Source organism: Aquirufa sp. Wall-65K1 (genome assembly GCF_054558475.1).
On sequence record NZ_JBPXKD010000005.1, the window covers coordinates 88,734 to 101,020 of the forward strand.

9 protein-coding genes are annotated in these 12,287 nt (G+C 38.8%); 3 read left to right on the forward strand and 6 right to left on the reverse strand.

All coding sequences use genetic code 11. The features are described from left to right. Positions 1-65 precede the first annotated feature (65 nt). Positions 66-1,874 (forward strand): heparinase II/III domain-containing protein, encoded by a 1,809-nt coding sequence (locus ACST15_RS09520; protein ID WP_459454423.1) that lies wholly within the window; start codon positions 66-68, stop codon positions 1,872-1,874. On the opposite strand, the gene ACST15_RS09525 is transcribed toward ACST15_RS09520, so the two are convergent. From ACST15_RS09525 to ACST15_RS09545, 5 genes are all read right to left on the reverse strand, one after another. Further along, positions 1,871-2,758, reverse strand: coding sequence for an alpha/beta hydrolase fold domain-containing protein (locus ACST15_RS09525; RefSeq protein WP_459454424.1), 888 nt, complete (start codon positions 2,756-2,758; stop codon positions 1,871-1,873). The genes ACST15_RS09520 and ACST15_RS09525 overlap by 4 nt on opposite strands. 55 nt (positions 2,759-2,813) lie before the next feature. Continuing rightward, entirely contained in the window at positions 2,814-4,532 is a 1,719-nt protein-coding gene (locus tag ACST15_RS09530) for a GMC oxidoreductase (RefSeq protein ID WP_459454425.1), read from the reverse strand. An 18-nt stretch (positions 4,533-4,550) separates the two neighbouring features. Then, positions 4,551-5,054: a gluconate 2-dehydrogenase subunit 3 family protein gene (locus tag ACST15_RS09535; protein WP_459454426.1), complete on the reverse strand. Its 504-nt coding sequence runs from the start codon at positions 5,052-5,054 to the stop codon at positions 4,551-4,553. 87 nt (positions 5,055-5,141) lie between these two features. Continuing rightward, complete coding sequence (locus ACST15_RS09540; protein ID WP_459454427.1) at positions 5,142-6,368, reverse strand: BaiN/RdsA family NAD(P)/FAD-dependent oxidoreductase; 1,227 nt, start codon at positions 6,366-6,368, stop codon at positions 5,142-5,144. A 99-nt stretch (positions 6,369-6,467) separates the two neighbouring features. Next, positions 6,468-7,094: an MgtC/SapB family protein gene (locus ACST15_RS09545; RefSeq protein WP_459454428.1), complete on the reverse strand. Its 627-nt coding sequence runs from the start codon at positions 7,092-7,094 to the stop codon at positions 6,468-6,470. A gap of 321 nt (positions 7,095-7,415) precedes the next feature. Between ACST15_RS09545 and ACST15_RS09550 the strand changes: the two genes are divergently transcribed. Next, entirely contained in the window at positions 7,416-7,838 is a 423-nt protein-coding gene (locus ACST15_RS09550; protein ID WP_459454429.1) for a DUF6526 family protein, read from the forward strand. Positions 7,839-7,898: 60 nt separating this feature from the next. Here the strand turns inward: ACST15_RS09550 and ACST15_RS09555 are convergent, their stop codons facing one another. Then, positions 7,899-10,550: a DUF7133 domain-containing protein gene (locus ACST15_RS09555; protein ID WP_459454430.1), complete on the reverse strand. Its 2,652-nt coding sequence runs from the start codon at positions 10,548-10,550 to the stop codon at positions 7,899-7,901. A gap of 531 nt (positions 10,551-11,081) precedes the next feature. On the opposite strand from ACST15_RS09555, the gene ACST15_RS09560 reads away from it, so the two are divergent. Next, positions 11,082-12,266: an AraC family transcriptional regulator gene (locus tag ACST15_RS09560; RefSeq protein ID WP_459454431.1), complete on the forward strand. Its 1,185-nt coding sequence runs from the start codon at positions 11,082-11,084 to the stop codon at positions 12,264-12,266. Positions 12,267-12,287 lie beyond the last annotated feature (21 nt).

Consider the following 12,287-nt stretch of genomic DNA (forward strand, 5'->3'; position numbering starts at 1 on the left):
GTTTTATTACCTTATGTTCCATAATTTTTCCATAAGTTTGGTTCCTCAAAACCTATGGAACCTACATGAAAAAAGTATTTTTATTTTGTTGCGTTTTATTAGCTCAAACTGCTTGGGCACAGGAATTTAAAACCTTGATTCCCGCTGCACAAGGACATCCGCGCTTATTGTTTTTCAAGGAAGATGAAGCTATTATTCTTAAGAACATTCAACAGGATACGCTTTGGGCAAATTTACATAGACAAATTTTGCAAGAGGCTGATGCATTGCTCTTAAAGGAGCCTTTGATTCGTAAGCAAATTGGTCGTAGACTCTTAGGAGTTTCCCGTGAAATGCTACGAAGAACCTTGTTTTGGTCCTATGCTTACCGCTTGACAAAGCAGGCTAAATATGCTCAGAGGGCCGAAAGGGAATTGCTTCAAATTTGTCAATTTTCTGATTGGAATCCATCCCATTTTTTAGATGTGGCTGAAATGACGACGGCAGTGGCTATTGGCTATGATTGGTTATTTGAGGTATTATCTGCTGAATCAAAAAAAGTAATACAGTCGGCTATTCTGACCAAAGGAATTGAACCTTCCTATGATGAGCGTTATACCTCCTGGTTAAAAGCTAGCCATAATTGGAATCAGGTATGTAATGCCGGAATAAGTTTAGGTATTTTGGCCATTCAAGAGGATTATCCTGATAAAGCCAAAGAATTAATTCAGCGTGCCCAAAAATCCATCGTATTACCCATGAAAGATTATGCTCCCGACGGGGCTTATCCAGAGGGCTATGCCTATTGGGGATATGGAACTTCCTTTCAAGTATTATACAATGATGCCATTGAAAAGGTTTACGGCTCAGATTTTGGGCTAAATCAATTACCTGGTTTTTATGCCAGTGCCAATTATTTGTTGCACATGACCGGACCTTCACAGAAAAATTTCAATTACTCCGATTCTGGAGATGGGATTGATTTTCATCCAGCCATGTTTTGGTTCGCCTCCAAAACAAAAAACACTAGTTTATTATTTACAGAAATCAACACACTAAAAACTAGTAAGAATTTGGTTTCGGATAGACTTTTACCCTTGGTAATGATTTGGGGTAAGGACTTATCCTTGGTCAATCAAGAAATACCCCAGCAATTAACTTATGTAGGTGGTGGCCCTAATCCTGTGGCTATGATGCGGACTTCTTGGACAGATAAAAATGCGCTTTATGTGGGTATAAAAGGTGGATCTCCATCCGTCAATCATGGGCACATGGATGTTGGTTCTTTTGTTTTTGATGCATTGGGAGAGCGTTGGGCGATGGATTTTGGTATGCAGAATTATGAGTCTTTAGAATCCAAAGGCGTGGGCATTTGGGGAAAAGATCAGAATTCCCAGCGTTGGGATGTTTTTCGGTATCATAATATGTCGCACAATACCATAACCTTGAACAATCAATTACAAGCTGTTAAAGGCAAGGCTGAGGTAGTGACGAAACAAAATTCCAATAATCGAATGGAATTTGGTCTAGATTTAAGTTCCCTATATCCCGAGCAAGCCACTGCGGTACATCGGGAAATAGCTATTGTCCAACAAAAACAGGTTGAAATAAGGGATGAGGTTTCCTCCATAAAACAAGGGGGAGAATTAGTTTGGACCATGCTAACTACAGCTGAGTTTCATGAAAATGGGGGCGGAAAAGCTTATTTGACTCAACATGGAAAGCGGTTGAATCTGAAGTTGACAGGCTTAAAAGGAAAATGGATTACTTGGTCTACACAGCCCAATCACGATTATGATGCTCCCAATCCTGGTACCCGATTTGTAGGTTTTAAAATAGCCACACAAACAGGTCAAAATTTGAAATATCAAGTGGTATTAGAACCCCAAAACTAGTTTTTATGTCCGCTTGGGTAAACTTGATCTAACCAGATACCCATTTTCATGAAAACGCTAAACAGGCTTTTTCTCATTTCATGCGTTTCATTGGGGTACAATTCTAATTGTGTTTTGACGCCCAATTGACTTAGTTTGGTATACAAGTTTTTGGCTTGTTGAACATGGACAACCTCATCATTTTCACCATGAAAAATGATGGTTGGCACTCCGCTGGATGCCGTCACACGTAGCAGAGGACTAGATTCTTTCGCTAGGGGAGCATTGGGGTCAGCTACCCCCAAAAAGTTGGTAATGGTTTTGTCTGCTTCTATATTTTTGCCTCTAACCATAGGGTCGGTAAAGTCAGTTGGCCCAACGATATCGATTACGGTTTTAATTTCCTTGTTTTTGTCGGCCGTGTAAGCATACATCAAAGCTAAATAGGCCCCTGCACTAGCACCTAAAAGCCCAAATTCCCCTTTTTTATATCCCAGGCTGTCTGCTTTTGAATTCAGGAAATTGATGGCTTGTTGAATATCTTCTAATTGGGCTGGAAAGCGGTTTTGATCATTTTTTACTAATCGGTAATTGATGGATGCCAGGGCATAACCCTTTTTACCTGTTAGTAATTCAATCAAAGGTTTTGGTAATTGGTTTTTACTTCCTTTGGTCCAATATCCTCCATGGATGAATACCAGCATTTTGGTATGGGCATTTACTTGATTGGGTAAAAATATATCCAATAAATTTCTGCCATCCTCTGCGCTTCCATAGGCTATATTTAGTATGGATTTATATGCAGCGGAATCGGCTCCTGTTTTTCCTATGGATGGAAAAGAGAGGAAAAGAAACAGTGGTAAAAGGTAAATACTACAGGTACGAAGCAAGCATTTTTTTATCATATCAACGAGTTACCTTTTAGCATGTGCCCATGTGTTTTGTTACAGCCTTCCCTTATTACAGGTTTTTCTTTTTTAATTCAGCTACCGCATAATTTGCTGCACGTGCCGTTAAAGCCATGTAGGTTAATGATGGGTTCTGAGTGGAATTCGATGTCATACTAGCCCCATCCGTAACAAATACATTTTTACAATGATGTAACTGGTTCCATTTATTTAATTGGGAGGTTTTAGGGTCATTTCCCATGATGACACCGCCCATTTCATGAATATCCAATCCCGGATTCCAAGTTTTCTTAGGGTTGGCTTTGATGTTTTTAAAGCCTGCCAAAGTCAACATTTCCGTCATTTGGTCTTGATAATCTTGCTCCATTTTGCGGTCATTATCATCAAAATCTACATGCAGGCGAGCCAAAGGTACTCCCCAGTCGTCTTTTTGTGTGGCATCTAATTTGACATAATTAGCATGCTTAGGAATGGTTTCACCCATGAAATGAGAGCCAACAACCCAATTGCCATATTTCTTTTTGAATAAATTATCTTTTAATTCTTGGCCTAAACCATCTTGATTGCTTAAGATAGGTCGGCGGGCACTGAAGCCCGCTGCATAACCACGCAGGAAGTCGGTCTCCTGCTTAAATACATTTCGGAAGCGAGGAATATAACTTCCGTTTGGACGAATACCTTCTGTTTTACTTTCAAGCATACCTTCATATTCGGCCGACATCCCGGTGTGGAAATTATGGAAATGGATGTAATGCCCCATAAGCCCATTATCATTGCCTAATCCATTAGGGAAACGGTGCGACTTAGAATTTAGTAAAATCAGGTTGGTGTTGATGGTAGCGGCATTTAAGAAGATAATTTTAGCATAAAAATGTATTTCTTCTTTGGTTTTGCTATCAATGACTTTCACTCCAGAGGCCTTTCCCGATTTTTCATCGTAAATGATGGAGTGAACAACTGAATTAGGTCTAAGAGTTAAATTTCCTGTTTTTTCGGCCCAAGGTAGGGTAGAAGAGTTACTGGAAAAATAGCCGCCATAAGGACAGCCCCTTTGGCATAAATCACGTTGCTGGCACTGCGCTCTACCTTGTTGAAAGTGGATAGGCTGAGGGTCAGTTAAGTGGGCGCATCGACCGATAATAACGGGACGAGTTCCTTTATAATGTTTTTTCATCTCGGCAGAAAAATGTTTTTCTACGCAAGATTGTTCGTGCGGCCGTAAAAACTCGCCGTCGGGCAATTGCTCCAAGCCATCTTTGTTCCCACTGATACCTGCAAATATTTCCACATGGCTATACCAAGGTGCTAGGTCTTGATAAGTTATGGGCCAGTGATTATCGAATCCATCACGCGCGGGTCCTTCAAAATCATATTTAGACCAGCGTTGGGTACCGCGAGCCCACAGAAGGGATTTTCCGCCTACTTGGTAGCCTCGTATCCAGTCAAATGGTTTCTCTTGAATGTATGGGTGTTCCTTATCCTTAACAAAAAAATGAGATGAATCTTCATTAAAAGCATAGCATTTGGTGGCGATGGGATTGGCATCCTTCATTTCTTTGGTTAAAGCACCTAAATGATCAAATTCCCAGGGTTCCTTTAAGGTAGTCGGGTAATCTACTATATGCTTAACATCGCGACCGCGTTCTAATACGAGCGTTTTTAATCCATTGTCGCACAATTCTTTGGCAGCCCAACCACCGCTTATTCCTGAACCCACTACAATGGCGTCAAAGGTTCTTTGTTTTTTTGAATCTATATTGAAATTAGACATGTCTTGAGAGAATAAAACTTATTGAACAGGAACACAACCATGAAAAAAACCTGGAGCCATGGTATAATTTCTATGCTGAGTTAGGAAGTATTCAGAACTCATGTAGGAGGCCAGGGTTAATCCTTTTAAACGCTTGAAAAACTGGCTTTCCTCAGGTATGGAAGAATTTTGTAGGCTGGTCAAAAGGCTGATTTGTTCCTGTGTGCTCAGCTGAGGAAATGTTTTTTGATAGCTTTGCTTTGCCGTATTACTAACCTTTTGCAAACCGTTTTGAAAGGCTTTTTGCTCCTCTTGGCTCATACAGTCTTTCACCATGCGTTCGATATAGAGATGAGCACCAATGGTTTTAGCTCCTGGGCTATCTGTCTCTGGAATAATGGCATTGACAATGGACCCTAATAAATCAGTGTTGGGGCCATGTAAAGCGGTAAAAGATTGGGTATTCCACTGGTACGCCCAATTGGGTAAAGCGGAAGTTCCCAAGACTAAACTTAGGTTTTTTAATGCGCTTCTTCTGTTCATGAGAATAGGTAGAGTGATGAAATTCTTTTCAAATTAGCTAAACAAAAATATTGAAATAAAAGCCATTTGTCAACCTGATTTACAGGCTTATAGACCAGCATGTTTTCCCGCAATATATCCTGTTGTCCAGGCGGCTTGGAAATTAAATCCTCCCGTTATTCCGTCAATATCGAGTAATTCTCCGGCAAAGTATAAGCCTGGAATTACTTTGCTTTCCATGCTTTGTACATCTATTTCAGCCAGGTCAATTCCTCCGGCTGTCACGAATTCTTCTTTAAATGTTGTTTTGCCCATGACCTGATAGCGATCATTCAGTAAGGTATTAACTAATTTGTTTACTTGTTTTGGGTTGACCTCATTCCAACGGGAAGCGGGTAAAATTTCGTTTTTGGTGAGTAAGAAGTTCCAAAGACGAGTTGGTATAGGAAATGGACAATGATTGCTCATCATTTTACCACCATGGATTTTCCTTGTCTGATCTAAGATGAGGCGAAGTTCTGCTTCTTTCATCTCATCTAACCAATTTACTAAAATGGAAAATTGGTAATTTAATTCAGCTAGGATTCTAGCTCCCCAGGCGGATAATTGCAAAATAGCCGGACCGCTCATACCCCAGTGTGTTATTAGCAAAGGGCCCTTACCCAATAATTTTTGACCTTCAATGCGGACTGTTGCTTTCTCCACCACAAGTCCCATGAATTCCTTAATGGCTTCATTTGGCATGTTGAAAGTGAAAAGGGAAGGAACTGGAGGAATAACAGTATGTCCTAGTGCCGACAGCCAAGCTAATCCACTTAATTTAGGTTGTCCACCGGTGGTGACAATCACCCGGTCTGCGGTGATGATTTTGTCTTTGCTGCGTAAGGTGAAACTTCCGTCTTCATGTTTTTCCATAGTATCTATACTATGGTGCAACAATAATTCGATATCGAGTTTTTTTGATTCTCTTAAAAAACAATCCATGATGCTTTGCGAGCTATTTGATAGAGGGAAAACGCAGCCGTCTGGATAGGTTTTTAAAACCACATTTCTTTGCTCAAACCACTCCATGGTATTGGCCGCATTGAATTGTTCAAAGGCCTTTTTTAGGAATTTCTCTCCTCTGGGATAATGTTCAGCTAATTTTCTGTTGTTAAATTCAGCATGACATACATTACACCTGCCGCCACCCGAAATTTTCACTTTAGCCAAAAAGTGCGAGGTTTTTTCCAAGATTTGCACATGGGCTTGTGGATGGTGGTATTTTGCCGATAAGGCCGCAAAAAAACCTGCTGCACCACCCCCAATAACACTAATTCGTAAATCCTTTGACATTATTTTCTACCGTGCAAAATCCCTAATCCCTTATCACTAATCCCTAAAACCTAATCCCTAATCCCTTATCTCTAATCCCTAACCCCTAATCTCTATTTTCTAAAATTCCAAGTGCTTGATTTTATCATTTTTCAGCAATTGGCTGGCAATCAAATGATGCGCTTTTTCTGAACCTTGAACCGTAAGATTGAAGGTGAAATCTTTGCCAGATTTTATTTTTTGAGAATATAGAATTTTCATTTTTAGCTTTTTGAAAAGCAGTTCCACATGTTTATAATCAAAGCTTTCAGAATATTCAAATATCAACGTATATACACGTACGTGATTTAGTTTACTGATAAAATTTTGAACCAAAATAAAGGCGCTCAATATGATAATGACGATGGCCGAGGTGAAACAAGCTAATAATTCAAATCCTGCTCCAATGGTCATTCCCAAGGCTGAAACCACCCAAATGGTGGTGGCTGTGGTTATACCGGTAACCCGATCTTTTTCTCTGAATATCACTCCAGCTCCTAGGAAACCTATACCTGTCAATACGTTAGCCGCAATTCTATCTTGGCTTCCTATGCCTATTTTGTAGGAAAGTATGGTGAAAATACATGATCCCACACACACCAAAATCATGGTTCTTAAACCGGCAGATTTGGAACGATATTCCCTTTCAAGGCCTATGATGGCCCCTATCAGGATAGAAAGTAAAATTCGTTCTAGGTCGATATACATGAGAAATTAAATTTTCAATACAAACGGAATTTAACTCAATTTGTTGGATTTTTAGCCATGTTTGTTTCAAGCTTTAAGGATTTAAAATGGAATAGGGATGGGGTCAATGTTCTTTACTAGGAATAATTTTAAATTCCGTTTAAACATAAAAATTCTTGGTCTATGCTTTCTCGAGGCTTATTTATTTCCAACCATTTATTAAGTACTCATTTTTAAATAATTTATTAAACGGTTTTTGATTTATAGTATCATTTTGATAAAATTTTGCCAATATTGCAGCATATTCTACTCTTTAATAATAATTGATTAAATTTTAACTTTATGAATCAAGATTACGAAAACCACACCCGGTACTATCATTTGCATCATTTTATTGTAATACCACTAACCTTTTTCTTATTTATATGGACCATTGAATTGACTCTGGAAAATCCAGTCGACAATTGGCTTTATTTAGTGGTAGGCGTTTTATTTATTTTAATTTCATTCATTACTCGCATTTATGCGAACAAAAACCAAGATCGCATCATTCGCTTAGAAATGCGCTTGCGTTACTTTCAATTAACTAATATGCCTTTTACAGAAAAGGAAAATTTACTGAGTATCAATCAAATTGTTGCCCTTCGATTTGCCAGCGACAACGAGTTGTTGGGTTTAATTGACAAGTCTATCCTTCAGGATTTAAAACCTAAAGAAATCAAGAAGTCCATTGTGGAATGGCAAGGTGATTTTTTGAGGGTTTAATTTACCCTATTGAAATTTCTTAAGAACAAAAAAGGCCAATGTCACATTGGCCTTTTTGATTTATTTTTTCTGTTCCGATAGGAAGGTAATTAGGGAAGCAAACTCCTCATAGGATAGTTCATTGGTTAATCCATCGGGCATCATGGATGTTTCCATTTCTTTTCTAGAGCGTATATCGGCAGTGCGAATGCTAGTGATTTGTCCGCTTATATCTCTCATAACAATTCGCTCTGGAGATTCAGCTGTCACAAATCCCATGTGCTCTTTTTTATCCTTGGTTGTGATTAATACGGTAACAAAACCTTGGGAAATGGATGCATTTGGTTTTAAAATGGATTCGGCAATTTGCTCCCGACTCATGATTGCTCCAATTTGACCCATGAATGGCCCCTTTAAGGTTTCACCACTTTTCAAACTATGACAAACTACGCAACCTTGTTTAGTAAATAGGGCTCTTCCTGTTGCGGGATTTCCTTTGATTTGAGCCATAGCCAACATGACATCTTCTATGGATGCATTTCCGATTTGTCCTTTTTTATTACGGATTGAGGCCAAGTCGATTTTCGGTTCATCTTTGGCAAGGATATTGGTATTACTACCTAATTCAGCAATTTCCATTTGATTCTTTTCATTTAAATCAACGAAATACGCTTTATCAGACTCTTTTGCTTGTTGGAATTCATTCAATAAAAAACTCTTGATAATAGGGCTAGACTCCCAGTCGACCGTCTTATAATATGGACCATGTCCATTAGGCTTAGTGCTCCACCAATACTCTCCTTCATAGTCTGCTTCTTTTTTGTACAAGCGGGCTATATTAGCTAATAACTGTTTTTTTAAGCTAGGGTCAGTCGATTTTTTGTAGGCGGCGATTAAACCATTCACCGCTTTTGGTTGGTGCATGTAGCGCAATGCCCATAAGGCGATGGTTGAATTCGGACCAGCAATGGCCTTCACACATGCATCCACCGCATTTAGCTTCACTAGGGCTTGAACGGCAACGTGGGCAGGAATGATGGCTGAATTGGGTGAAGCGTGAGGGCCCTCTTGATCTTTGGGAGGAGCTACAAAAGAATTGGGTACTTTAACTTGTAAAAGAGCTGGAATAGCTTCCGCTTTACCTAAACGACCCAGTGCGATGGCGGCACTCACACGAACTCTAGGTGAGGCATCCTTTAAAGCAGCGATGATTGCTTGGGTAGGTACTAACTTATTTTTGCTTTTTCGGTCTGCCATAGCTCTAATAGCCAATTCTTTGACATCCTTGTCAGTCAATAATTTAACTAATTGCAATATACCCTGTTCATTAGTTGCTTGAGCATAGGTGAATATACCGGCTGAACGTGCATAAATTGGGGCCTTTTTATCTGTGGCCAATTTCCATGCTAAGGAAGAAGTTACTTTTAAATCCCTGTTTAAAAGTTCTTGTTGAGCGTTTAATCGAGCTACTGCACTATTCGACTCTAATAATTGGGCTAATTCATTCGTCGATAATTGACTAAGCTGAGGGAATGCTTTGTAAGTCCAGCCTTTAGGTACAGCACGCACGACGAAACCTTTATTGGGATTTCCCGAATATCCGGCACCATCCCAAGCCGCTAAATACAGTCGGCCTGAACCATCGACATCTAAATCCGTGATTTGCTTTAACTTTATAAAAGTTTCATCTTTCTGCGTATAGCTAGCACCGTCCGGACTTACTCGATGAATGTATAACATACTGTTTCCCCAATCTGCCATCATGGGTACTTGGTTATATTTAGCTGGCCAAGTAGGTTCATCCATGAACAGAGAACCCGTTCCTGAACCACCCCCAACATCCACTAAAGCAGGGAGTATTTCTTCTGTAAAATGTTTAAATAACAAAGGATAACCGTATTCTCCAGATTGAATGTGGTGACTGAAACGGATATTCCATCCAGCGCCATCATTGGTATTATCACGGGTGAAAATATTCATGTAGGGGTCAATTGCCACATCATAGATATTTCTTGTTCCATGCGTATATACTTCCATTTCAGTACCATCAGGTCTTACTCGGACAATTCCTCCGCCAAGCATGGTGATTTTCTTTCCACTGCGATCTGTGGCATTATGAAATCCAAAATCGCCTGCGGCAATGTATATCCAGCCATCTATACCCATTCTGATGCCATTGGTGGCATGGTCAGTTCCTCTACTCTGTAAAAATTTAGGGGAACTGATGTGCTGAATCAAGGGACTTGAAGGTCCATCGGCCACGCCGTCTTTGTTTTTATCTTCAAAAACCACTAAATCCATACCAGTTGCTTTCTTGGTTTCTGGCGAGAAAACAGTGTGAAGGACATATAGTTTATCCCCCAATGAAATGATTCCTCGAGGGTTATCAACCATGGCAAATTTACTTTGCTGGTCTACTCGGCCATCATTATTGGAATCAATTAATTTTAAGATATAACCTTTACCGGGTGTTTTACCCAAAGAGCCGATTTGGTCAATTCCTACAAAAACCTCTCCCGTGGCGGCTACAGCAATACAAGCCGGACTTGGAGTAAGATCTGCCGAAGCAAAATTACTTACCTGAATATCCTGAGTAGGCCAAGCTGAGGCATTGGATAGGGTATCTGCTACAAATTGAGTATTGGTTTTTTTATTTGAAACTGAAGTTGGAAGGAATTGGAAACCCCAGAAAATCAGAAATGAATAAATTAAACTCAGTGACAATTTTAACATATTGGATAGGTTGAGTGTTTTTTGGACAATGGAAGGCAAAAATAAGATTTTTCCTCAAAAAACATTCAGGTGCTTACCGGGTATATAAAGTATTTATTTTACGGAGGGATTTGATTTTTTGGCTAATTCAAAAGGTAAAAATGAAATGGACTCTCTCCTCATTTCCATTTTTACCAACCTATTTTGTGTAAGAAATAATTATATTTTATCGATTTTTTGATACAAAAAAAATAGCTAATCAGCAGGATAAAAATGAATATTTTACACTTATTTGGCCAATAAAAGGATTTTTGACCTATTTTTAATTTGTCCAGGAAGACAAAAATTTCTGAAAAAAATTAGGCTAATTTAAAAATCAAATTACCTTTGCATTTACCATTCTATAATAAAGTTTGAGCTGTTCTATAATAAGTATTCCTCCGGTTATTTCACCAACGAAGCTACAGAGTCTTTTGCTGTTGTCCCAACCGACATTGGAGCGTATTTTTTCCCAGCCATGCTAATGTCAAACCGAAATAATTGAATTAGAAAATGTTAATTTACATAGTCGCTTTCAAACTCATTATTTCACTGGTATTGGCGGTGTTTAACTTTCGAGTAAACAAAAACACCATTTATCTAACAGGATTTTTAGTTACCATTGCCTTATCCGGTCTTTTGCATTACTTTGCTTTTATGGGGGACAATGAGTCCTTGATGGCGGTATTTAATTACCATATTACCCCAACCTATTATCTGTTTGGCCCATTTTTGTTCTTTTATGTTCGAGGAACCCTAACAGACCGAAACAAGCTTTCTCAAAAAGACTATTTACATTTCATACCGGCTGTATTTTCCTTTTTATCAATTTTACCATTCTATTTTAAAGATTGGGACTATAAACTTGTTGTTGCTCGAAAGATAATTGATAATCCGGAGGTGCTTAAAGTTTGGAATGAAGGGGTGCTCTATCCAAGTTATTTTAATGTATTAGGTCGGCCTTTCTTTTTCATGATTTATTTAATTGCGACCCTTGCCTTATTTCTCAGGTATAATCGCACTTTAGGTAAATATGGTCCGGTATCTGCTCAAAAGACATTAATAAAACGGTGGTTGATTTGGTTGATTTCTTTATCTACCCTAGCCTGTGCAAGCTATCTGATAGGGGCTCTCATGTTTATATTCTCAGATGTGGTCAACAAAGAAATGGTCAATTCATCCCCTCTGGGTTATTTGACAGGCATATTTTTCTTGACCATTCCTTTATTGATTTTAGCATTTCCTCCCATCCTTTATGGAATTCCTATCCACAAAAAGGGTAGAAGAAGAAGTTTTGAACATAAAGTCAATGCAAGTGATGTCTATTCTTTTGTGGGTAAAACAGATGATTCATTCCAACAGGATGCCATTTATATTTTAGATCAAATTCATCAAGAAAAATGGTATTTAGATCCTGATTTTAATGTTGATTTCTTAGCCTTGAAATTGGATATTCCCAAACACCATATTTATTATTGTTTCAATTATATCATCAAGTCGAAGTTTACCAAATTAAGGGCGCAGTTGCGAATTGCGCATGCAAAGGCTCTTTTGGAGGAAAACAAGTCGGTTAATCTTAGCCAAGAGGAAATGGAAGCTATTGCTATGGCTTCAGGCTTTGGAACCTTATATCGTTTTATTAGTGCTTTTCAAGAAGAGGAAGGTACTACTCCGATGGAATACATCCGGAAATTATAAAACATTCCTGGTTTTTGAGGG